This window comes from Thalassobium sp. R2A62 (assembly GCF_000161835.1).
GTDB lineage: Bacteria > Pseudomonadota > Alphaproteobacteria > Rhodobacterales > Rhodobacteraceae > Thalassobium.
Genome location: NZ_GG697169.2, coordinates 340,151 through 361,236, shown reverse-complemented (window position 1 = coordinate 361,236; position 21,086 = coordinate 340,151). Strand labels below are relative to the sequence as shown.

The 21,086-nt window shown below is 55.7% G+C and carries 24 protein-coding genes and 2 pseudogenes; 11 read left to right on the top strand and 15 right to left on the bottom strand.

Features of this window, described 5'->3' with window-relative positions; translation table 11 throughout:
• Positions 1 to 56: 56 nt before the first annotated feature.
• Positions 57 to 626, top strand: a pseudogene (locus TR2A62_RS01785) (OsmC family protein); the annotation flags it as partial.
• A 101-nt stretch (positions 627 to 727) separates the two neighbouring features.
• On the opposite strand, the gene TR2A62_RS01780 reads toward TR2A62_RS01785, so the two are convergent.
• The 3 genes from TR2A62_RS01780 to TR2A62_RS01770 form a co-directional block, all read right to left on the bottom strand.
• Positions 728 to 1,333 (bottom strand): biotin transporter BioY, encoded by a 606-nt coding sequence (locus TR2A62_RS01780; RefSeq protein WP_009159209.1) that lies wholly within the window; start codon positions 1,331 to 1,333, stop codon positions 728 to 730.
• Positions 1,334 to 1,408: 75 nt separating this feature from the next.
• On the bottom strand, positions 1,409 to 1,825 hold the full coding sequence (locus TR2A62_RS01775; protein ID WP_009158939.1) for a DUF6314 family protein: 417 nt from the start codon (positions 1,823 to 1,825) through the stop codon (positions 1,409 to 1,411).
• A gap of 2 nt (positions 1,826 to 1,827) precedes the next feature.
• Positions 1,828 to 2,163, bottom strand: coding sequence for a hypothetical protein (locus tag TR2A62_RS01770; RefSeq protein WP_009158414.1), 336 nt, complete (start codon positions 2,161 to 2,163; stop codon positions 1,828 to 1,830).
• 83 nt (positions 2,164 to 2,246) lie between these two features.
• On the opposite strand from TR2A62_RS01770, the gene purB reads away from it, so the two are divergent.
• The 8 genes from purB (at position 2,247) to TR2A62_RS01735 (ending at position 7,805) form a co-directional block, all read left to right on the top strand.
• Positions 2,247 to 3,548, top strand: coding sequence for an adenylosuccinate lyase (purB, locus tag TR2A62_RS01765; RefSeq protein WP_009160601.1), 1,302 nt, complete (start codon positions 2,247 to 2,249; stop codon positions 3,546 to 3,548).
• 82 nt (positions 3,549 to 3,630) lie between these two features.
• Positions 3,631 to 3,801, top strand: a complete 171-nt coding sequence (locus TR2A62_RS18655) for a hypothetical protein (protein ID WP_009159796.1) — start codon at positions 3,631 to 3,633, stop codon at positions 3,799 to 3,801.
• Positions 3,802 to 3,864: 63 nt separating this feature from the next.
• Positions 3,865 to 4,395: a tetratricopeptide repeat protein gene (locus TR2A62_RS01760; RefSeq protein ID WP_009159819.1), complete on the top strand. Its 531-nt coding sequence runs from the start codon at positions 3,865 to 3,867 to the stop codon at positions 4,393 to 4,395.
• Between the two features lie 71 nt (positions 4,396 to 4,466).
• On the top strand, positions 4,467 to 5,528 hold the full coding sequence (locus TR2A62_RS01755) for a flagellar motor switch protein FliG (protein ID WP_009158535.1): 1,062 nt from the start codon (positions 4,467 to 4,469) through the stop codon (positions 5,526 to 5,528).
• Positions 5,529 to 5,565: 37 nt separating this feature from the next.
• Positions 5,566 to 5,919, top strand: a complete 354-nt coding sequence (locus tag TR2A62_RS19300; protein WP_009157736.1) for an SH3-like domain-containing protein — start codon at positions 5,566 to 5,568, stop codon at positions 5,917 to 5,919.
• On the top strand, positions 5,909 to 6,190 hold the full coding sequence (locus tag TR2A62_RS19295) for an SH3-like domain-containing protein (RefSeq protein ID WP_009160163.1): 282 nt from the start codon (positions 5,909 to 5,911) through the stop codon (positions 6,188 to 6,190). Before TR2A62_RS19300 ends, TR2A62_RS19295 begins: the two co-directional genes overlap by 11 nt.
• 3 nt (positions 6,191 to 6,193) lie before the next feature.
• Positions 6,194 to 6,838: a nitrile hydratase subunit alpha gene (gene nthA / locus TR2A62_RS01740; protein WP_009160091.1), complete on the top strand. Its 645-nt coding sequence runs from the start codon at positions 6,194 to 6,196 to the stop codon at positions 6,836 to 6,838.
• A gap of 76 nt (positions 6,839 to 6,914) precedes the next feature.
• Entirely contained in the window at positions 6,915 to 7,805 is an 891-nt protein-coding gene (locus TR2A62_RS01735) for a lysophospholipid acyltransferase family protein (protein WP_009158530.1), read from the top strand.
• 13 nt (positions 7,806 to 7,818) lie between these two features.
• Here the strand turns inward: TR2A62_RS01735 and TR2A62_RS01730 are convergent, their stop codons facing one another.
• Positions 7,819 to 8,523: a thioredoxin family protein gene (locus tag TR2A62_RS01730; protein ID WP_009158408.1), complete on the bottom strand. Its 705-nt coding sequence runs from the start codon at positions 8,521 to 8,523 to the stop codon at positions 7,819 to 7,821.
• A gap of 207 nt (positions 8,524 to 8,730) precedes the next feature.
• On the opposite strand from TR2A62_RS01730, the gene acnA reads away from it, so the two are divergent.
• A complete protein-coding gene (gene acnA / locus TR2A62_RS01725) occupies positions 8,731 to 11,415 on the top strand; it encodes an aconitate hydratase AcnA (RefSeq protein ID WP_009157292.1) in 2,685 nt (894 codons plus the stop codon).
• Between the two features lie 120 nt (positions 11,416 to 11,535).
• Here acnA and TR2A62_RS01720 read toward each other — a convergent pair whose 3' ends face one another.
• Genes TR2A62_RS01720 through yajC form a run of 10 tightly spaced genes read right to left on the bottom strand, consistent with a single transcriptional unit; the run spans position 11,536 to position 18,306 of the window.
• Complete coding sequence (locus TR2A62_RS01720) at positions 11,536 to 12,069, bottom strand: DsbE family thiol:disulfide interchange protein (protein WP_009160939.1); 534 nt, start codon at positions 12,067 to 12,069, stop codon at positions 11,536 to 11,538.
• Complete coding sequence (gene ccmD, locus TR2A62_RS01715) at positions 12,062 to 12,211, bottom strand: heme exporter protein CcmD (RefSeq protein ID WP_009159217.1); 150 nt, start codon at positions 12,209 to 12,211, stop codon at positions 12,062 to 12,064. The genes TR2A62_RS01720 and ccmD overlap by 8 nt, the downstream gene beginning before the upstream one ends.
• Positions 12,204 to 12,935 carry a heme ABC transporter permease CcmC gene (gene ccmC / locus TR2A62_RS01710; RefSeq protein ID WP_009158794.1) on the bottom strand — a complete coding sequence of 244 codons (732 nt, stop codon included), beginning with the start codon at positions 12,933 to 12,935 and terminating at the stop codon, positions 12,204 to 12,206. Before ccmC ends, ccmD begins: the two co-directional genes overlap by 8 nt.
• Before the next feature lie 41 nt (positions 12,936 to 12,976).
• Positions 12,977 to 13,633: a heme exporter protein CcmB gene (ccmB, locus tag TR2A62_RS01705; RefSeq protein ID WP_009158032.1), complete on the bottom strand. Its 657-nt coding sequence runs from the start codon at positions 13,631 to 13,633 to the stop codon at positions 12,977 to 12,979.
• Positions 13,630 to 14,244: a heme ABC exporter ATP-binding protein CcmA gene (ccmA, locus tag TR2A62_RS01700; RefSeq protein ID WP_009159477.1), complete on the bottom strand. Its 615-nt coding sequence runs from the start codon at positions 14,242 to 14,244 to the stop codon at positions 13,630 to 13,632. Before ccmA ends, ccmB begins: the two co-directional genes overlap by 4 nt.
• 3 nt (positions 14,245 to 14,247) lie before the next feature.
• The gene (locus TR2A62_RS01695) at positions 14,248 to 14,604 is read right to left on the bottom strand and encodes an Mth938-like domain-containing protein (protein ID WP_009159610.1); all 357 of its coding nucleotides are present in this window, start codon (positions 14,602 to 14,604) and stop codon (positions 14,248 to 14,250) included.
• Between the two features lie 10 nt (positions 14,605 to 14,614).
• On the bottom strand, positions 14,615 to 15,340 hold the full coding sequence (locus TR2A62_RS01690) for a sulfite exporter TauE/SafE family protein (protein WP_190275689.1): 726 nt from the start codon (positions 15,338 to 15,340) through the stop codon (positions 14,615 to 14,617).
• A 10-nt stretch (positions 15,341 to 15,350) separates the two neighbouring features.
• Positions 15,351 to 16,325, bottom strand: coding sequence for a protein translocase subunit SecF (gene secF, locus TR2A62_RS01685; RefSeq protein WP_009158138.1), 975 nt, complete (start codon positions 16,323 to 16,325; stop codon positions 15,351 to 15,353).
• A 1-nt stretch (position 16,326) separates the two neighbouring features.
• Positions 16,327 to 17,991 (bottom strand): protein translocase subunit SecD, encoded by a 1,665-nt coding sequence (gene secD / locus TR2A62_RS01680; RefSeq protein WP_009160292.1) that lies wholly within the window; start codon positions 17,989 to 17,991, stop codon positions 16,327 to 16,329.
• 27 nt (positions 17,992 to 18,018) lie between these two features.
• A complete protein-coding gene (yajC, locus tag TR2A62_RS01675; RefSeq protein WP_009159332.1) occupies positions 18,019 to 18,306 on the bottom strand; it encodes a preprotein translocase subunit YajC in 288 nt (95 codons plus the stop codon).
• Positions 18,307 to 18,471: 165 nt separating this feature from the next.
• On the opposite strand from yajC, the gene serS reads away from it, so the two are divergent.
• Complete coding sequence (gene serS / locus TR2A62_RS01670) at positions 18,472 to 19,764, top strand: serine--tRNA ligase (protein WP_009158723.1); 1,293 nt, start codon at positions 18,472 to 18,474, stop codon at positions 19,762 to 19,764.
• Between the two features lie 28 nt (positions 19,765 to 19,792).
• Here serS and TR2A62_RS01665 read toward each other — a convergent pair.
• Positions 19,793 to 21,040, bottom strand: a pseudogene (locus TR2A62_RS01665) (DUF2235 domain-containing protein).
• Positions 21,041 to 21,086: the final 46 nt, after the last annotated feature.

Genomic DNA, 21,086 nt, shown 5'->3' with positions numbered 1-21,086 from the left:
TCGAAAAGGTCGAAGAACCATTGGTGATTTGCCTCGATGTTGAATGGGGCACGGGCAAGAGCTTTGTCACTTTGGATGATGCAGACCACCTGATCACCCGACCGGACGATGCAGAATACGCCGCCGAAGTCATCGCAACTTGGTCCGCTAAATATCTCAAACTGCGCCCCCCAGCACCCCCGATCGGCGCTCCCGAGGGTGTTATTCGTGTCGCCGAGGCCGACAAGAATGGCTTTCTCCAAGACATCAATGCAGGACCATTTCACCATGCCTTGGCAGACGAGCCGATGGCATATGGCGGCACGAACAAGGGCATGACCCCATACGGGTTTTTAGCCGCGGGATTAGGGGCGTGCACTTCGATGACGATCCGGATGTACGCCCGCCGCAAAGGGTGGCCGCTTGATCATGTTTGGGTTGATGTGACCCACAACAGCCTGCACGCGCAGGACGCGGATACGTCTGCTGTCAAAAAGGTTGATTACTTTACCAGAGAGATCCATCTGCGCGGAGATCTGAGCGATGACCAACGTCAGCGTTTGGTAGAAATCGCCGACTAATGTCCGGTTCACCGAACCATGGAGCGCAGCTCGGCCGTCATCACGCGACTTGCTGAAGCAACCTAAAGCAGTCTCAACAACCGCCCTAACACAAGACAAAAAAGGCGCGTCCAGTTCTGGACGCACCTTTCTGTTTATAGGCCTATCAGGGACTTACGTCCAAAAGGTTATGTGCGTGCGTTGCCAATCAGTTTCCACAGTGCAGGCACGATCAAAGCAGCCAGTGCGAGCTTCATCAGGTCACCAATGATGAACGGTGTCAGGCCCCACTCGAGGATCGGCTTGTCCCAGCCGTTGAGTGTGCCGAGCCACAGCAGGCCAGGAACATAGATCAACGCCGAGCCGATCAGCATCCCCAGCGCCATTTTCACAACGCTACGGTCCCAACCAGCGCGTGCCGCCATGCCAAGCGCAACTGTCGCCAACAGGTAGCCTACGAGATAGCCGCCAGTGCTGCCCATAATATACTCACGTCCGTTAAGTTCCGAGCTCGACCCTGCGAACACGTCCCAACCCAGTGCGCCGATCAGCAGGTAGCCAATGATCGTCGCAAACCCCAAACGTGGGCCGTAGGCTGCGCCGATTGTCAGCACGCCGAACGTCGTCAGGGTGACGGGAACGGGTGATGGTGGGATCGCAAATTTCACTTTTGCAGTCAGGGCCAGCAGGGCCACGCCAAGCACAACCAATACGATCTGCTTGAGAAGGCGGGCTGCGCCCTCGGACGGCCCAACGGCCTCGGTCAATACTTTGTCTGTCATTGCGAGCGCCATATCGGTCTCTCCGCTAGTTGTTGAACTTCACCTTAATTGCCCCAGCGTCCCCATTTCTGCAAGCGCAAAGGCTGATCAGCCGCGATGATAGAGCGAACGCAGGTTGTAATCTTTGCGTGGTCCCGTGACGCGGTAAGTTGCCGACCACACTGGAAATGCCGCAAAATCATACCGGACACGGTAGAGATCATTGATGCACAGATGTTCGGTTCCATCCTCATGACCTTGAGGTGAGAAATCATGGAACGGCTGCCCCTCTTCAAACCCGACCCAGACGCGGTCTTTGGAAAAAGTCCATTGGTATCCACGTGTTGCCGCCAATGTAGTCCCATCAGGCAGCGTCATTTGCCCCTGCTCACGGTAGGCCAATTGATCAGTCCCCTGCTCTGAGAACTCAGCAATTCCAGCAAACAGCGACTGCGTGCCCGAGGCCGCATCTGCGATCACTCGTGAAACCTGCCACGTGCCTCGAAAATCATCCGGACCCAACATTTTCAGTTTTGCAATGTGCCGTCGGTTTTGCTGCCATCGCGGGCAATAAAGCGGATTTGGTCGCCATCGCGGGCCATGTCGTAGCATTCCCACAAATCGCTAAGGGGCCACTGGCTGCAATATTGGTCGCCTTCAACACGCCAATACCCTGTGCTGGGCCGATCCTCAGTATATTCGGTACGCCCCGAACCCAAGAACGTTTGACGCGCATTGGAATAGACGACCGTTTGGCCCGTCAGTGCGTCAGCTATTTGTGCACCTGTCATAGGGGACCAATCTGCGGCCCAAGCGGGGGTCGCACCAATCAAAATCACAGTGAATACGCCAAGCAGTTTCATAACGTGTCCCCTTCCGGTTGTTTTTTGCACCCCCCGAGTTTATGACGCGCAGCATCTGCTCACTAGTAAAAAGGTCGTGCGCCATGATCCCTCGTTATTCCCGCCCCGAAATGGTTGCTATTTGGTCACCAGAGAGCAAGTTCCGCATCTGGTACGAGATCGAAGCACACGCCTGCGACGCCATGGCCGACATTGGTGTGATCCCACGCGAAAATGCCGATGCTGTATGGAAAGCCAAAGACGTCGAATTTGACGTGGTACGCATCGACGAGATCGAAGCCGTCACCAAACACGACGTCATCGCGTTCCTGACCCATTTGGCAGAGCATGTCGGCAGCGATGAGGCACGCTTTGTGCACCAAGGCATGACCAGCTCGGATGTGCTCGACACATGTTTTAACGTCCAACTGGTCCGCGCCGCTGACATTTTGATCGCTGATATGGACCTGCTGCTCGCGGCCCTTAAACGTCGCGCGATCGAGCACAAAGACACCGTACGTGTTGGTCGCAGCCACGGCATTCACGCCGAACCAACAACAATGGGTCTGACGTTTGCCCGGTTCTACGCCGAAATGGACCGCAACCTGACCCGCCTACGTACAGCGCGTGACGAGGTGGCAACGGGCGCGATTTCCGGCGCTGTCGGAACCTTCGCCAACATTGACCCCGCCGTAGAAGAGCACGTGTGTGGAAAACTGGGCCTTTCGCCTGAGCCGATCAGCACGCAGGTTATCCCGCGCGATCGCCATGCGGCGTTCTTTGCGGCCCTTGGTGTTGTGGCCAGCTCGATTGAGAACGTCGCAACAGAAGTCCGTCACATGCAACGGACCGAGGTTCTTGAAGGTGCCGAGTTCTTCTCTGCGGGGCAAAAGGGATCGTCGGCAATGCCGCACAAAAAGAACCCTGTCCTAACTGAGAACCTGACAGGTCTGGCGCGGACTGTCCGCATGGCCGTTATCCCAGCAATGGAAAACGTCACACTTTGGCACGAGCGGGACATTTCACATTCCAGCGTCGAGCGCGCAATCGGTCCGGACGCAACGATCACACTCGATTTTGCGCTTCACCGTCTCACTGGTGTGATCGACAAAATGCTGATCTTCCCAGACAACATGATGGACAACATGAACAAATTCCCGGGTTTGGTCATGTCCCAACGAGTTCTGTTGGCCCTCACACAGGCTGGCGTCAGCCGCGAAGACGCCTATGCGATGGTTCAGCGCAATGCGCTCAAGGTTTGGGAAGAGCGCACTGATTTCCAAGAGGAATTGCTGGGCGATGCAGATGTTGTCGCAGCACTTGGCGCAGACGAAATCAAAGAGAAATTCGACATGGCATACCACACCAAACATGTTGATACGATTTTCAAGCGGGTCTTTGGCTAACCCACCTCGCGCATCCGTGTCTTGAGATTGGCCTCGCCCGTGTTACGCTGGCGGGGCTTATTTTATTCAAGGAGACGCCAAGATGACCATTAAGACCCTCCTCATTGCTGCAGCTCTTACCCTCGTGCCCGGCCTCGCGCTGGCAATGGGATGCCACGGCAGCAATCACGCAGAACGAGCAAACATGTCCTGCGCGGCTGGCACCACATGGGATGCCGACAGTCAAACCTGCGTTGCAGGAACAACCAGCTAACGTTCGAAACTTTTGTGGAGCGGGCTACGTGTCTCTTATACTCATTCAATCACGGAGAGACCTATGACACTTCGCGCCGCCCTAGCCCTTAGCCTTTTGCCTGTTGTGGCCTTTGCCGCCGGATCAAGCGACAACACGCCACCAACCAAGACCGAAACCACAGAAGTCTGCACGGACGGAATGGTTTGGGACGAGGTCAAAGAGGAATGCGCTGCCCCAAGTGATGCGCGTCTCGATGACAAAACACTCTACGACGCCGCGCGCGAATTCGCATATGCAGGTCAATTGGACGATTCCCGCGGTGCGCTAGAGGCGATGCAGGTCAAAAGTGACGGTTATCTGACCTATATGGGCTTTATTTCGCGCAAGTCAGGTGACTTGGACGGGGCCGAGGCATTCTATCAGGCGGCTCTTGCATTGAACCCTAATAATCTGGGCGCGCGTTCTTACATGGGCCAAGGTTACGTCGCCGCAGGTAAAAGCTATAAAGCGCGCGCCGAACTAACCGAAATCCGCACCCGTGGCGGTCGTGGCAGTTGGGCCGAGATTTCGCTGCGCATGGCCATCGAAAATGGATCGGGTTTTAGCTACTAACTCGCTCACATTAGGGAATTATTCACCAGTCTACGATTATCTGGATTCAGGTATTTCGTGGACTGGCCAGAATGAACGCACAAACCCCAACTGTTTCTGACCCGCAGTCGCGGCTGCCGAATTTGTCGCACCGTCACAAGGCCGCAATTGTGGTTAAGCTGTTGATTTCAGAGGGTTTTCCACTTGCTCTCGACCGGCTTAGCGAGGATGAACAGATTGCCCTGACCCATGCGATTGGTGAAATGAATCGCATCGATCAAACGACCCTCCATGAAGTGATCAAAGAGTTTGCAACCGAACTAAACGCGTTGGCCCTCACGTTTTCAGGTGGCGTCGATGGCGCATTGAATTTGTTGGAAGGCAAGATCGCACCACAGGCGGCCGAACGTATCCGCCGCGAGGCCTCGGTAGGAAAAACGCTTGATCCGTGGGATCATATTCGCCGCGTTGACCCAAACCGGCTGCTGCCATTGCTAGAAGACGAAAGCGTTGAAGTCGGCGCTGTCATTCTCTCGAAGCTGCCAATCAAATCGGCCGCTGAATTGTTGGGGCAATTGCCCGGTGAACGGGCGCGGCGGATTACGTTTGCTGTGTCACAAACTGGGATGGTCACGCCAGAAGCCGTGGCTCGCATCGGTGCCAGCGTGATCGAAGAGCTGGACGAGGCCCCTACCCTTGCCTTTGATACCCCGCCCGTTGACCGGATCGGTGCAATTCTAAATTCCTCACCGGCATCCACGCGCGAGGACGTTTTGGATGGCCTCCTCGAGACTGACCCCGAATTTGCCGAGGATGTGCGCCGCACGATCTTCACCTTTGCAAACCTGCCAACTCGGGTCGATCCCAAAGATGTGCCAAAAATCACCCGCGATGTAGATGCTGCCATCTTGGTGACCGCACTTGCGGCTGCATTGAGCGATGACGGCGCGGACACGCCCGCCGCGGAATTCCTACTCGAGAATATCTCTCAGCGCATGGCCGGACAATTACGCGACGAAATTGGCGAGCGTGGAAAGGTCAAAAAGACCGAGGGTGAGGCCGCGATGACAGCAGTGATCGATGCATTGCGCACTCTCGAAGAGACGGGCGAAATCACGTTGATCTCTCCAGATGAGGATGACGAAGACGGGTGATGTGGACAGCTTCAGGCTTCCCCCTTATGGTCATGAAATGACAGAATTTACCGGCAAACGATGGCATGACATGGGCGGCGATGACGCGGGCCCCATGAATGGCCATGCCCCGACCGACGATCATGACAATGCCCTGTGGGAAAAGCGCGTCGATGCCCTGCTCGTGCTGTGCTCTGGCAAAGGACTATTCACTGTAGATGGGCTACGCCGCGGGATCGAAGATCTCGGGCCAGAAGCCTTTGAAACGATGACCTACTACGAACGCTGGATCGCGAGCGTGAACCAAAACCTCGTTGAAGGTGAGATTTATACCCTCGCGGAACTTGGCGAACGGATGGATTCGGTGGCCAAGCGCGGCGATACCTATGGGATTGCGACACATGACGGCTAATGCACTGACACAACGGGTGCGGGTCAAAACGATGATGCCCCCTGGCCATATCCGTACACCCGCATATGTACGCGGTAAAGTTGGCGAAATTGAACGCACACTTGGACCTTTTGGCAATCCAGAACAGCTGGTTTACGGCATTGATGCCGAACGTCTGCCACTGCTGCGCGTCCGCTTTACGATGGCCGAAGTTTGGGGCGATGCAGCCGAGCGCCCCAGCGACACGTTGGACGCCGAAATCTATGCCCATTGGCTCGAAGAGGTGGATTGAAACATGCTCCACGATCATCACGACCACGATCACCTGAGCCCTTCAGGTCACCCATATCGCGCGGATAACGACGTGCCGCTGACCTATTGGCAGACGATGGAAATCGCTGTGCGCGAATTGTTGATTGAGAAAGGTGTCAGTACCGCTGCTGAAATAGCAGGGCAAATTGATGCAATGGACCGTCGGTCGCCCGCCGATGGCGCACAGGTTGTGGCCCGTGCGTGGACCGATCCAGCATTCAAGGATCGTCTGCTCGCGGATGCCTCTGAAGCCAGCCGTGAAATGGGCTTTGACATCGGGACCTTGCGGCTGATTGCGGTTGAAAACACTGTCGATGTTCACAACGTGATCGTCTGTACCCTTTGTTCTTGCTATCCGCGTAACCTGTTGGGGATGGCGCCAGACTGGTACAAATCCCGCGAATACCGCAGCCGCACAGTCAAGGAACCCCGCAAAGTTCTGTCCGAATTTGGCGTCGTTTTACCCGATCATATACAAGTCCGCGTCCACGACAGCACGGCTGACATGCGCTATATCGTGTTGCCAGAACGTCCAGCTGGGACAGACGGCTGGGATACTGAGGCGCTGGCTGATCTTGTTACGCGCGACAGCATGATTGGCACGAGCGTATTATCGACCGTGACGTGACCACGCCTCGGCACCTTGCGCAGTGGCCTGCTCGCCTTTAAGGTATGCGCGGCATCCTCAAACGAGACCAGCACCCATGGCAGAAAAAACCCAAGGCGACGGCGGATGGACCGACTGGATCATCGACCGCGTTCTGCGCGTCCTGATCGCGGCCTTGCTTATTTTGCCTTATCGCCCACGTATTCGGATGATGGGATGGGCCGTGCGCCGTGTTCTGGCCCCCCTCGCCCGCTATGAGAAACGGGCGATCGCACATTTGGATTACACGGACCCTGATATGTCCGAGGCCGAAAAACAATGGATCGCGCAGCAGGTCTCTGACAATGCGGGACGTACTCTCATCGAGAACTATTCGTCGCCTGGGTTTGCACGGCGCATGGCGGCAACCGAAATCAGGGGCCAAGGCTTGGCAGCTGTTGAGGACGCCAAGGCCCGCGGTCAGGGGGTGATTTTTGTCACTGGTCACTTTGGAAACTACGAGGCACCGCGCAACGCCTTACACGCGCGCAGCATCGAGGTCGGTGGTCTCTACCGACCAATGTCCAATCCGTTCTTCAACAGCCACTATGTAAAAACCATGGAAAAGGTCAGCGGCCCGATCTTCGAACAAGGTCGCCGTGGCACGATGGGCTTTGCCCGCCATATCAAATCAGGCGGCATGGCTGTGCTGTTTTTTGATCTATGGGATCGTGGCGGGACGGTCATCCCGTTTCTAGGCAAGCCTGCCCCAACATCCACGTCCGCAGCCGAGATGGCGCTCAAATTTGATGCGTTGCTGGTTCCCTACTTTGGTGTCCGGCAGGCGAACGGCCTAGATTTTGATGTTTATATCGAAGAACCGATTGCCCCATCCGATCCAGAAACGATGACACGCCAGATGACAGAGCGGCTTGAGGCGCGGATCACAGAAAATCCAGAGCAATGGTTCTGGTTCCACCGTCGTTGGAAACCGCACCGCAAGGTTTGACTGGTTTCAGCGTTTACCGAAGACGCGCGGCACCCAAAATCTTGCCGTGGTCTTCTTCTTGGACCAACACGACGACAGGTGCATTGCCAGACAGGCGCACTGTGCTGGCATACGTGCCGTTGCCGTTCCACATGCCAATCGTGGTCCAGTTCGACACGATGTTTGCATAGTCAATCGTACGTCCCGCGTTTTCACCGCGGCGAATGCTAACCTTGGACGACGGCGTGTAGCGAACCACGTGGACTTCGACGTCTCCAGAAATCGAACGGGCCGAGTTTGCCGAGATCGCGAGACGGTTGCCGTCACGGGACAAATCAATGGAAACACCAGACTGTTCTGCAGCATGTTGATCGATGAGCTGGGACATTTGACGCCAGCGTGCACCGATGATGAAATCTTCGCCATCAATGATCATTTGCGGGGTGTAGACGCGTCCGTCGCCGCCTGATTGGGCATAGGCCCGTTGGCGGTTGGAATATTGCGGGCTGGCAAAGGTGTCTTTCCAGCCGATGTAATCCCAATAGTCGACGTGCAACGCCAGCGCGATGACGTCATCACGTTTCGCGAGATCGTGCATCAATTCATCCGCAGGTGGACAAGAAGAGCAGCCTTGGGATGTGTAGAGTTCAAGCACGACAGGATTGTCCTGTTGCGCCTGAGCGGTGCCGACAAGCGCCACCCATGTTCCCAAAACCAATCCGGTTAGTGGCTTCAGCATTGTCGTACCTTTCGTATCCCTTCTCTGATTTAGCTAAGCTGCGCTGAAATGACCAATCAACCAATTGCGAGAATCTTGTCAGAAGATGTTACAAAACGAGCGTAGCTGCGGTCTGTGTGCAATTGTATACAATGGGGCTTGAACCTGAACCCACATGGGTCTAAAGCACCCCTAATCATCTCAGCCACCTGCTAGGAGAACCCCCACATGATTACTGTCGGACAAGACACCGCTAAAACGCGCAAGACCCTGACGGTCGGCGATGCGTCGATTGCATATTATTCAATTCCCGCAGCGACTGCTGCCGGGTTGGGCGATTTCGCTCGCTTGCCTGCAGCGCTCAAGGTTGTGCTGGAAAACATGTTGCGGTTCGAGGACGGCAAAACAGTCAGCGTTGACGATATCAAAGCCTTCGCCGAATGGGGTGCCAAAGGTGGCAAAAACCCACGCGAAATCGCATACCGTCCTGCCCGCGTTCTGATGCAGGACTTTACAGGTGTTCCCGCTGTTGTGGACCTCGCCGCAATGCGCGACGGGATCGTAGCATTGGGCGGCGACCCAGAGCAGATTAACCCGCTGAACCCAGTTGATTTGGTCATCGACCACTCGGTCATGATCGACGAGTTTGGCAACCCGCGCGCGTTCCAGATGAACGTTGACCGCGAATACGAACGCAACATGGAGCGCTACACATTCCTCAAATGGGGTCAGTCTGCGTTTAACAACTTCCGCGTCGTTCCACCCGGCACAGGCATCTGTCACCAGGTGAACCTCGAATATCTGTCGCAAACCGTTTGGACTGACAAAGACCAAAACGGCGACGAGGTCGCATATCCTGACACGCTCGTTGGTACAGACAGCCACACAACCATGGTAAATGGCGCTGCTGTTCTGGGTTGGGGTGTCGGCGGCATCGAGGCCGAAGCGGCCATGTTGGGCCAGCCAATTTCTATGCTTATCCCAGAAGTCATCGGCTTTGAGCTGACCGGCGAGATGATGGAAGGCACAACTGGAACGGACCTCGTACTCAAGGTTGTTGAAATGCTCCGTGCCAAAGGCGTGGTTGGCAAGTTCGTAGAATTCTTTGGCGCAGGTCTCGACACGCTGCCACTGGCTGACCGTGCAACGATCGCCAACATGGCGCCTGAATACGGTGCAACATGTGGCTTCTTCCCAATCGACAACGAAACCCTGCGCTATTTGCGCACAACTGGCCGTGACGAAGACCGCATTGCGTTGGTCGAAGCCTACGCCAAGGAAAACGGGTTCTGGCGCGATGCGGACTACGCACCGATCTACACAGACACGCTGCACCTCGACATGGCGTCAATCGTCCCCGCGATCTCGGGTCCGAAGCGTCCGCAGGACTATGTGGCACTGACCAACGCAAAGGAGGCGTTCCATCAGGAAATGAAGAACACCTTTGATCGTCCGATGGGCAAAGAGGTTGCTGTTGCTGGTGAAGATTACACGATGGAAAGCGGCAAAGTCGTTATCGCATCGATCACATCCTGCACAAACACATCGAACCCCTACGTCATGATCGGCGCAGGTCTGGTTGCACGCAAAGCCGCCGCTCTGGGCCTGAACCGCAAGCCTTGGGTCAAAACATCGCTCGCACCTGGTTCGCAAGTTGTGTCTGCCTATCTCGAGGCCGCTGAGCTTCAGGACGACCTAGACGCGCTTGGCTTCAACCTTGTGGGCTACGGCTGTACGACCTGTATCGGTAACTCTGGTCCGATCCAAAAAGAACTGTCCGACGCAATTGCCGAAGGCGATCTGGTCGCGACATCTGTTCTTTCCGGCAACCGCAACTTTGAAGGTCGCATTTCGCCAGACGTCCGTGCCAACTACCTCGCGTCGCCCCCTCTCGTGGTGGCCTACGCAATCGCGGGTACATTGGACATCAACCTTGCAACTGACGTGATTGGTCAGGACAAGGATGGCAATGACGTCTACCTGCGTGACATCTGGCCCACGTCGCAAGAGGTCGCCGAGTTGGTCGAGCAGACTGTGACACGTTCGGCATTCCTCGAGAAATACGCCGATGTGTTCAAAGGCGACGAGAAATGGCAGGGCGTTGAGACAACGGATGCCAAGACATATGACTGGCCCGCAGCCTCGACATACGTTCAGAACCCGCCTTACTTCCAAGGCATCACAATGGACACCAAAGAGATCACCAACATCGAAGGCGCCAAAGTTCTGGCCGTCCTCGGCGACATGATCACAACCGACCACATCAGCCCTGCTGGTTCCTTCAAAGACACGACCCCTGCGGGTCAGTATTTGATCGAACGTCAGGTACCGGTTCGGGAATTCAACAGCTACGGCTCGCGCCGCGGCAACCACGAGGTCATGATGCGCGGCACGTTCGCCAACATTCGCATCAAGAACGAAATGCTCGATGGTGTTGAGGGTGGCTATACAAAGGGCCCCGATGGCGCACAGTCCAGCATCTTTGACGCTGCAATGGCGCACCAAGAGGCTGGCACACCGCTGGTCATCTTTGGTGGCGAACAGTACGGCGCGGGCTCTTCGCGCGACTGGGCGGCCAAAGGCACGGCCCTTTTGGGCGTCAAAGCTGTGATTGCCGAGACGTTCGAGCGTATTCACCGTTCCAACCTCGTTGGCATGGGTGTGATCCCGTTCGAATTCACAGGTGGTGACACGCGCAAGTCGCTGGGTCTGACTGGTGACGAGACTGTCTCGATCAAAGGGCTCGATACTATTCAGCCGCTACAAGAGGTTCCGTGTGAGATCACGATGACCGACGGTACGGTCAAAGAGATCATGCTCAAGTGCCGCATCGATACAGGCATCGAGATTGAATACATCGAGAACGGTGGCGTCTTGCACTATGTGCTGCGTAACCTCGCCAAGGCCGCTTAAGCGCTTTGGCGATACCAATTTAGAACGGCGGTGCCCCAACTGGTGCCGCTGTTTTCTATTGTGGTACGAAAAACCCGTGGCAGGTGTTTTTTCTGAAGGAGCACCGAGCGGAGGCCAGAACTACTCGGCGGCTAGGGCAAGCTCGGGGAGTATCGTGCTCTCCATCACGCGATGGATCGGTCCGGCGAACCTAAAGGTGACAACGCCGTCACCGTCAATGATGAACGTTTCGGGCAAGGCAACCACACCCCAATCCAATGACTGGCGCCCATTCGTATCCGTAACAATCGCCGCAAAAGGATCACCCAATTCCGCAAGAAACGCTTGGGCATTCGCGTCATTGTCGCTCTTGTTGATTCCATAAACAGGGACGCCATCAGCAGCCAAATCCATCAATGCAGGATGCTCAGCGCGGCACGGCGGGCACCAGCTGGCCCAAATATTAACGATCTTAACTTCACCATCAGCCAGCGCCGCACTGTCAAAGACTGGCAGTTCACCAAGCGGTGTCGCAACAATTTCAGGGGCCAATTGCCCAACCAAAGCAGACGTGATGCTGTCATCGTTGTCTTGGGTCAACCCAACCGCAAAGAGCCCTGCAATCCCAGCAAACACTAACGGAGGTGCGATCATCAGTGGCGACAGCTTAGCCATCTGTTTGGGCCTCTCGTTCAGCGAGGCGTGCCTTGGCACTGCGGCTGGCGTGGAGGGTGCCGATTACAAGCACACCCAGCACAACAATCGATGCGCCGTATGCTGCAAGAACTTCAATTGCGTATTGACCCAGATCAGGCATTTCGGGACCTCAGATCTAACGCACGAATGCGGCGGTTGCGAATTTCGGTACGGGTGCGCATCAACAAGAGTGTGACAAACAGCAGGACGAACGCCGCCATACAAATCAGAAGCGGCGCAAAGAAAACGTCCGAAACGGTGCGTTCACCGGTCGCCACGGGGATCGAGGTCCCTTGGTGCAATCCTTGGTTCCAGAACCGAACTGCATAGCGGCTCAGGATCGCAAAGACGGAACCGACGATGCACAACACTGATGTCAGATCAGCGGCGGCATCAGGATCTTCGATTGCAGACCACAGCGCGATGTAGCCCAAGTAGAACAGAAACAAGATGAGGAACGAGGTCAGACGGGGGTCCCATGCCCAATATGTCCCCCACATCGGCTGGCCCCAAATCGCGCCGGTCAACAAAGCGACCAATGTCATAGCAATCCCGATCGGGGCGGCTGCACGAGCAGCGAGTGCTGACACGTGATGGCGGCGCACCAACCAGACCAGCGAGGCAAGCAACATCATAATCCAGATGTTGATTGCCATCATTGCTGACGGTACATGGAGATAGATAATTTTGACTGTCGATCCTTGACGTAAATCATCTGGTGTTAAAAAGAAACCCCAGATCAAACCAACAGCCATAGACGCGATAGTCAGCACCGATAGCGCCGGTAAAACCTTTGCGGTCCAGTCCATGAAACGTTTTGGATTTGCGAATTCCCAGAATGACATAGTTATTTCCTAGCGCTCTGTTCTTTGGGCCTCAACCCAGGTCAACGTAGATTGATCCGAAGTGTCGCGGCAGTGGCAAAAGGTAACAAGGCGATGCAGGCAAGACTGATCGCACCAAGCAAAATAAGCGGGGTTGTGTAGGCCAAACCATCAGCCGCGCGGCGCACAGCTTCTGCACCGAAAATAAGAGTTGGCGCATAAAGCGGTAGAACCAACAGTGACATCAACAGGCCACCACGTTTCACGCCAACGGTGAGCCCTGCGCCAAAGGTACCAATCATCGACAGCGCCGGTGTTCCGACCAACAGCGATACAAACAATGGAACAAAGGCACCAGACGGCAGTTGCAACAAGAGCCCCAACAACGGGGCCGCGACCGCAAGCGGCAATCCTGTCGTCAGCCAGTGCGCGGCAGCCTTGGCCACGGCCACGGTCTCGAGCGGGATGGGAGCGAGGGCCAAAAGTCCGAGCGCACCATCCTCGAAATCAAGTGCAAAGAGACGGTCAAGCGTCAAGAGTGCCGCCAACATTGCACCGACCCAAAGGATGCCCGGAGCAATTCGTGCAAGCACTTGGGTCTCGGGGCCCACACCAAAGGGAACCAGCACCACAAGGATCAAGAAGAACGCGAGCCCAAGGCCAAAGCCGCCCCCTGCCCTGATCGCAAGGCGAATATCGCGAAGCAAAAGTGCGATCAAAGGAATGCCTCATCCGTATCTGCATCAAGCGGCGTGTCCGTCGCAAAGGCATCCAGATCCAGCGTTCTGGCCGGAATGTCCAAGTCGATATGGGTTGCGATCACCGCAGCGCCGCCTTTGGCCAAATGATCAGCTGTCAGCATATCCTCGAACAGTTTGACCGAAAACCGATCCAACGACACGGTCGGTTCGTCCAATAGCCAAAGCGGGCGGTTCAACACGGCCAACCGCGCCAATCCTACACGGCGCTTTTGCCCCGCTGAAAGGGTTCCAGCCGCACGGTCGCGCAAATCTTCGAGGTCAAAGCGCTTGAACACTGATGGGCCCAGAGTTCCCCCATAGGTTTGCGCCCAAAACGCAAGGTTCTCGGTAACGCTCAAAGTTGCCTTTACACCGTCCGCATGGCTGGCATAGGCGGCTGTGTCTTCGGCATATTCAACTTGTCCGCTCACTGGTGATTGCAATCCTGCGAGAGTGCGCAAGAGCGAGGTCTTGCCCACTCCATTTGCACCGCGCAAGATCAAAGCCTCGCCTGCCGAAACCTCAAACGACAGATCGCTGAGAATACGCCGACCACCACGGGCCACGGACAAGTCAGAGACACGCAGCACGGGCTAGCTAACCGCAATCAGGGCTGCCGCGATACGACGCCCCTCGGACAACAGAACGTTATAGGTACGACAGGCCGACGGAGAGTTCATCACCTCGACGCCGACACCTGCATCTTCGAGCGTCTGGCGCATCTCTGCAGGTATATGGGCGATTTCAGCGCCAGTTCCGACAAACAAGACATCTAGTTGGTCTGCCATTTCCAACAGCGGCGCAAGATCGTCGAACCCCTGCCAAATACCCGCGCCAGTAGGAGCCACGATAACGTGCCCGTTGACGATCGCCCCGCCCACGCGGAAGAACCCCGGCCCGTAGCCATCAATCGGTTGGGCGTCGGTATATGTGACTTCGTTCAGGCGCATTCTTTGTCCTTTAGTCGAAAAACGGCAAGCTCGACAGAGCCGAGGCCGCAATGATCAAATAGGCCACCACGCGGTACGCCTTTTCCAGTTCTGGTCGGAAAATAGCAGCGCCCACCAGATTGGCTAACAGGTAGGGCACGATTAGGAAAACACCAGTGCCAACAGCGGACAAAACCAGATGACCAAACAACGCCAGCACGAACAAAATGACCACATCCGAAAGCAACCGAAAGACCGTGTTGTTCGCACGGACAACAGATGCGGGATGCGGCGACGCCATATAAAGCAGGATCACAGGAGGTCCGGGGATGCCCGCAGATCCTGCCAGCAGGCCAGATGCAGCCCCTGTGCCGTAGATCATTGGTTTCATCAATGTCCCACGGTACCGCAGACCAGAGATCAAGCAAATCAATAGGGTTAACGAGATCAAAGCGACAAGATAGCGAAAGCTCTCGGGACTAATATAGGCAAGGATCATAACACCGATTGGCACAGTCAGAACCATTGCAGAGACAAGACGGGTTACATCCGCAGGGTGCCCATCGCGCAGCGCCCGAGGAATGGCTGGTAGTGGGCCAACGAGATCCATGATGAGCAAAACGGTGACAGCAGCAAAGGGATCAAGTACCTGCCCCACCACAGGCAAGAAAATCATCGCCGTGCCGAATTCAGCGAACCCACGCAAAAGTCCTGCGGCGATGGCCCCACCGATCAACCACATGAGATCGGGGGTCATCCAATCCATATCAGGCGTCTACGTTTCCGAACTGCCCAACTGGGTTATTGTCTTGCTTGGACCAGTCACGTTTGACGCCCAACCACAACAGCATCGCCGAGGCTACAAACACCGATGAATAGGTGCCTACAATGACGCCCCAGATCATCGCGAAAACAAAGCCTCGGATCACGTCGCCACCCAGCACGTAGAGCGACACAAGCGCGAGCAACGTGGTGACCGAGGTCATCACCGTCCGCGACAGTGTTTCGTTGATCGAAAGGTTTAGAACCTCTTTTAGGTCCTTCTTTTTGTATTTCCGCAGGTTTTCACGAACACGGTCAAAGACAACAACAGTGTCATTCAACGAATAACCAACGATCGTCAGCAAAGCCGCAATAATCGCAAGGTCAAATTTGATCTGTACTGCTGAAAAGACGCCAATCGTCAGGATCACGTCGTGCACAAGCGCTGCAACAGCACCCAATGCGAACTGCCATTCGAACCGGAGCCAGATGTAGATCAGAACCGCAGCAATGGCCAAGAGCACAGCAATTACGGCTGTCTTGATCAATTCGCCTGACACCTTTGGGCCCACAGATTCAACAGAAGCAAAAGGCAGCTGCAATCCGGGGTCGACAGCCAACAATGCTGTGCCGACGTTAGTGACCAGCGCATTTCCAACGGATTCCTCGCCTTCTTGGGCTTGGATACGGAGCATCGTGACGTGCTTGTCTGGACCAAAAGTCGGGTCAAAAACTTGGGTGATTGTGATGTCGCCCAAATCGAGCGCCTCAATCGCATCGCGGTAAACACCCACGTCAACAGCCTCAGTCGATTGGGTCCGGATCGTCGTGCCGCCCTTAAAATCGATGCCAAAGTTCAGCCCTTGGATCATGAACGACGCAAATGCCAGCACCATCATCAGGGCCGAAATGCCCAACCAGAGTTTCGAGCGGGAAAAGAAATCCCAGTTTGTTGTTTCCGGAACCAGTCTCAGGCGCATATCAAACCTCGATCGTCTTAGGGCGACGGCGTTCAAACCAGATCACGACCAACAGTCGTGTCACAAAGATCGCCGTAAAGACCGATGTGAGGATGCCCAGACCCAACGTAATAGCAAAGCCGCGCACTGGGCCCGAGCCCATTGCGAACAGGATCACAGCAGTGATGAATGTGGTGATGTTCGCATCCAAAATAGCCGACAGCGCCTTTTCATAGCCTAGCTCGATCGCTCGTGCGGGGCCTTTGGCAGTCTTCAGCTCTTCTCGGATACGTTCAAAAATTAGCACGTTTGCATCAACGGCCATACCGATCGTGAGAACGATACCCGCGATCCCCGGCAGCGTCAGTGTCGCGCCAATCAGGCTTAGTAATCCAAAGATCAGCCCGACGTTGATGATCAACGCGACGTTGGCAAACAATCCAAACAACCCGTAGCTTAGGAACATAAAGAACAGCACGGCTGCAAATGCCACCAGACATGCGATGCGACCTGCGTCGATGCTGTCTTGGCCCAACTCTGGACCAATTGTGCGTTCCTCAAGGAAGGTCAGCTCGGCAGGCAATGCACCAGCGCGCAGCAACACAGCCAGCGACGTACTTTCCTCTACTGAGAAGTTACCTGTGATGATGCCCGAACCGCCCGGAATATGTGATTGGATCGTGGGGGCTGAGATAACTTCGTCATCCAAAACGATCGCAAAGGGCGAGCCAATGTTCTCGGCCGTGTAATCACCAAACTTTCGCGCGCCCGTCGGGTTAAAGCGGAAGTTAACTGCTGGACGTCCATTTTGGTCAAAGGCGGGCTGTGCATCGACCAATTCTTCGCCAGTGACAACCGGGGTCCGCTCAAGGATATAGAACACGCCCTCTTCGTCCAGCGATGGGATGATTTCGTTTGCAGAGCTGCCAGCGTCCGCATCGGCGCTACCTGTGCGACCAACAACTGGCTGGAACGTCAGCTGTGCCGTAGTTCCAATAATGTCTTTGACTTCTTGCGCCGAACCAACACCGGGGACCTGAACAAGGATACGCTGGGCACCCTGACGTTGGATCGTAGGTTCGCGTGTCCCAACCTCGTCAATCCGGCGGCGGATGATTTCCAGCGATTGCTGCATCGTGCGTTCATCGGTTGCCAAACGTTCAGCCTCGGACAAAGTGACGATGATGTTGTTACCCTCGGCCCGTACATCAATGTCAGAGGCACCCGCCCCCGTCAGCGACACAACAGGGCGCGCAAGACCGCGCACCAATTCCAGTGCCCGTGGCACGCCAGCTTCTTCACCGATCCGAACAACCAACTCGTCAGGTGCGCTGTCTTGCAAGCGGATTGTGCCAAATGTCGCCCGCTCGGACCTCAGTACATCAACAACCTCTGGCCATGTCGCCGTCATACGTGCGGCGTAGACGTCTTCAACTTTGACTTCGGCCAACAAATGCGCCCCGCCCCGAAGGTCGAGCCCTAGGTTAACCAAACCAGACGGCAAAAATGACGGCCACAGCGATGCGTCGGCTTCAACTTGGGCATTGGTGATCCCCAACTCGATTTGCGTATTCGCATCATTGTGCGCCTCAACACGGGTGTAGAACCCGTTAGGCAACGCAAGAAGAAGGCCAGCGGCGATCGTCAGCCAAATGGCCACCCGCTTCCATAGGTCAATCTGAAGCATATTGCGCCCCTAACGGTCAGCGATGGATCAGCTGTTTGCTGGCTCTGTCTTGTTCAATACAGTCGTGATCGTAGACTTGATCACGCGGACATTGACGCCCTTGGCGACCTCGACGTCGACTTCGCCGTTGTCACGCACCTTGGTCACTTTACCAACGAGACCACCTGCCGTGATCACCTCATCGCCGCGGCGCAGAGCCTCGACCATAGCTTGATGCTCTTTCAGCTTTTTCTGCTGTGGGCGGATGAGAAGAAAATACATGATCGCAAAAATCAGGATCAGCGGGATGAATTGAGCGAAAGCGCCACCTTGCATGGGAAGTCCTCTGTGTTGGCGGGACATGCCCGCGAAAGTCGCGGCACGTTACTTGGGGGGCAACAGATTGGCAACGCCTCGCGCTACATTTACCTGTTCAAAACCCTGTGCCTTTAGGGCATATGAAGGTCACGACTGATTTGTTCAATCCAAAGGATGAGACCCATGCATGATATCCGGACGATCCGCGACAATCCGGCAGCATTTGACGCCGCCCTGTCCCGCCGTGGAGATGCACCCATGTCGTCACAGGTTTTGGAGTTGGACGAGGCGCGCCGCGCGATGATTCTGGCCGCTGAAACAGCACAGGCCGAGCAAAACAAAGCATCCAAAGAAGTCGGTGCGGCCAAAGGCCGTGGCGACGACGCCGAATTCGAGCGTCTGCGTGCCTTGGTGGCTGAGAAAAAGGCGCAAGTTGCGCAGCTGAACGAAGACGCCAAGACCAAAGATGCCGAGCTGACTGACCTTTTGGCAGTGATCCCGAACCTCCCCTACGAAGATGTGCCTGATGGCGCTGATGAGGGTTACAATGTCGAGATCAATCGCTGGGGCACGCCGCGCGCGTTCGATTTCAAGCCGGTTGAGCACTTTGAAATCGCAGGTGTTGCGTCGTCGATGGATTTTGAGACAGCCGCCAAGATGTCCGGCAGCCGATTTGTGCTGCTGTCCGGCGCTGTGGCGCGTGTGAACCGCGCAATTGCTCAGTTTATGATCGACACGCATGTCGACAAAAACGGGCTGATCGAAACTGTTCCGCCTGTGCTAGTCCGTGACGAGGCAATGTACGGCACCGACAAATTGCCCAAGTTCGGCGAAGACAGCTACCGCACCACCGAAGGCATGTGGCTGGTCCCGACATCCGAGGTCCCACTGACTTATATCGCGGCGGGTGAGATGATCGAGCAAAGCTATTTGCCACGTCGCTATACGGCGCACACCCTGTGCTTCCGCTCCGAAGCTGGATCGGCTGGTCGGGATACGTCGGGCATGTTGCGCCAGCACCAGTTCGAAAAGGTCGAAATGGTATCGGTGACCCACCCCGATGCATCTGACGACGAACAAAAACGGATGCTGGGCTGTGCCGAGGGTATCCTAGAGGCGCTGAAAATTCCGTACCGCACTGTGATCTTGTGCACGGGCGATATGGGATTTGGCGCACGGCGCACCTACGACATCGAAGCGTGGTTGCCTGGCCAAGACGCATACCGCGAGATCAGCTCGGTCTCGACGACGGGTGATTTCCAAGCACGCCGTATGAATGCACGGTTCAAGCCTGAGGGCGGTGGCAAACCACAGTTCGTTCACACCCTGAATGGATCGGGTCTGGCCGTTGGCCGTTGTCTGATCGCCGTCCTTGAAAACGGTCAGCAAGCCGATGGATCGGTCACCCTGCCCGACGCGCTGGCACCGTACCTAGGCGGCAAGACTTCGATCACCGTTGAGGGTGTTCTGGCTTAATGTCTTGAGTGGATCAGTGGCGAGACCGCTACTGATCCACGTCACAGTTTGATTTGCGAGAATGCGTACGTCCGCCATCTCTGGCCAACATTTGTGCGCGGATCATCGTTTTTTCTGTGGCATCCAGCTTGAATAATTCGTCGTACAAATGTTCGAGCGTATTGGGTCGGTAACTGTTGTCTTCGACATATCGGTCAAAGGCGGCAAGCGACAATTCCATCAAATCGGTTGGTCCGTCCCGCTCGCGTACTGAGTTTTGCATGACCCACTGGCCTGCGCTAGGCGCTGGACCAAAATCATTGGACAAGTCCTCGTGCACATCCATGTCCCACGCCTGACGATTCAAATCCTCTTCGGACAACGCCAACCCTGCGCTTTGCGCTCCTATCGCCATCCAGCGCAGCGTTATTGAGGACAGTCCGATCTTGTTGCCTCCGCCACCAACCGATCCGTGATTTCCTGCAAACCACAACTGTTGAAACGGTTGATCCGCGAAACCGCGACCGTCCACCCGAACTCCGGACGAGGCCGCGTTCAGAACAGGCGTGTTCCCCCGCCCCAAGCTGGGAAATGTTGAACGCTTTTCATCAATCGAGATCGCATGACGTGCGGCACTGACCATGCTCGAGAGCTTGTCATCGTGAAACTCATACCGATGATTGATGCGTTTCGAGAAGGGCAAGAATCTGGGAATGCCCATTGCCTTGACCGTGTCCCAGAGCCCTAGATAGTTGATCCCCAACCAGATCGCATCGCTACCCAAATTGCGCCGCCACTCGTGTTCCTTCTTGCTCGTCGCTGTGAACGTCGAGATTTCAGCGCGAAAGCGCCACATATCCGGATCATCGGGATAGGTGTTGTCGCCCCGCTCAATGTAGCGTTCGATCGCTTCGGGCACTCGGTGCAGGTTGTCTTAGGTCGGTATCCCACATGACCGGATCAACCCGACTAGGGATCGGGCCGTAAAAGCCGCACGCGAAAAACCGAAAATGTAAATCTCATCACCTGGCTCATACGCAAAAATGAGAGCGCGATACGCCTCTTTGATCACGGCCATGACGCCCCAACCAAAGGCCCCGCCTAAAAGTTTATCTGTCCAGCGTGCAAAGGCGTTGGTTCCACGTCCTGTGCCAACGCCAGGATAATAGAACACGACCTGCTGCGTACCGTCGTCATCCGTGTGCCGAACGCACCGCGCCAGTTTGACGACGTTCGTTTGATCTTTGGCATCATGGCGGTTCCATGTGCCGTCACAAAAAATCGCGATACGCTTCATTCAAATGCTCCCAATACGATGACCAGTCTTGGGCCTTGCCCTTTGG

Bases quoted from the DNA above. Each gene is read 5' to 3' on its own strand.
- TR2A62_RS01780 (WP_009159209.1), bottom strand. From the start codon at position 1,333: ATGGCGCTCGCAATGACAGACAAAGTATTGACCGAGGCCGTTGGGCCG.
- TR2A62_RS01760 (WP_009159819.1), top strand. From the start codon at position 3,865: ATGACACTTCGCGCCGCCCTAGCCCTTAGCCTTTTGCCTGTTGTGGCC.
- TR2A62_RS01755 (WP_009158535.1), top strand. From the start codon at position 4,467: ATGAACGCACAAACCCCAACTGTTTCTGACCCGCAGTCGCGGCTGCCG.
- purB (WP_009160601.1), top strand. From the start codon at position 2,247: ATGATCCCTCGTTATTCCCGCCCCGAAATGGTTGCTATTTGGTCACCA.
- ccmD (WP_009159217.1), bottom strand. From the start codon at position 12,211: ATGCCTGATCTGGGTCAATACGCAATTGAAGTTCTTGCAGCATACGGC.
- ccmC (WP_009158794.1), bottom strand. From the start codon at position 12,935: ATGTCATTCTGGGAATTCGCAAATCCAAAACGTTTCATGGACTGGACC.
- TR2A62_RS01695 (WP_009159610.1), bottom strand. From the start codon at position 14,604: ATGCGCCTGAACGAAGTCACATATACCGACGCCCAACCGATTGATGGC.
- acnA (WP_009157292.1), top strand. From the start codon at position 8,731: ATGATTACTGTCGGACAAGACACCGCTAAAACGCGCAAGACCCTGACG.
- secD (WP_009160292.1), bottom strand. From the start codon at position 17,991: ATGCTTCAGATTGACCTATGGAAGCGGGTGGCCATTTGGCTGACGATC.
- TR2A62_RS01730 (WP_009158408.1), bottom strand. From the start codon at position 8,523: ATGCTGAAGCCACTAACCGGATTGGTTTTGGGAACATGGGTGGCGCTT.
- serS (WP_009158723.1), top strand. From the start codon at position 18,472: ATGCATGATATCCGGACGATCCGCGACAATCCGGCAGCATTTGACGCC.
- nthA (WP_009160091.1), top strand. From the start codon at position 6,194: ATGCTCCACGATCATCACGACCACGATCACCTGAGCCCTTCAGGTCAC.
- secF (WP_009158138.1), bottom strand. From the start codon at position 16,325: ATGCGCCTGAGACTGGTTCCGGAAACAACAAACTGGGATTTCTTTTCC.
- TR2A62_RS01690 (WP_190275689.1), bottom strand. From the start codon at position 15,340: ATGACCCCCGATCTCATGTGGTTGATCGGTGGGGCCATCGCCGCAGGA.
- TR2A62_RS19295 (WP_009160163.1), top strand. From the start codon at position 5,909: ATGACGGCTAATGCACTGACACAACGGGTGCGGGTCAAAACGATGATG.
- TR2A62_RS19300 (WP_009157736.1), top strand. From the start codon at position 5,566: ATGACAGAATTTACCGGCAAACGATGGCATGACATGGGCGGCGATGAC.
- TR2A62_RS01720 (WP_009160939.1), bottom strand. From the start codon at position 12,069: ATGGCTAAGCTGTCGCCACTGATGATCGCACCTCCGTTAGTGTTTGCT.
- TR2A62_RS01770 (WP_009158414.1), bottom strand. From the start codon at position 2,163: ATGAAACTGCTTGGCGTATTCACTGTGATTTTGATTGGTGCGACCCCC.
- TR2A62_RS18655 (WP_009159796.1), top strand. From the start codon at position 3,631: ATGACCATTAAGACCCTCCTCATTGCTGCAGCTCTTACCCTCGTGCCC.
- TR2A62_RS01775 (WP_009158939.1), bottom strand. From the start codon at position 1,825: ATGTTGGGTCCGGATGATTTTCGAGGCACGTGGCAGGTTTCACGAGTG.
- yajC (WP_009159332.1), bottom strand. From the start codon at position 18,306: ATGCAAGGTGGCGCTTTCGCTCAATTCATCCCGCTGATCCTGATTTTT.
- TR2A62_RS01735 (WP_009158530.1), top strand. From the start codon at position 6,915: ATGGCAGAAAAAACCCAAGGCGACGGCGGATGGACCGACTGGATCATC.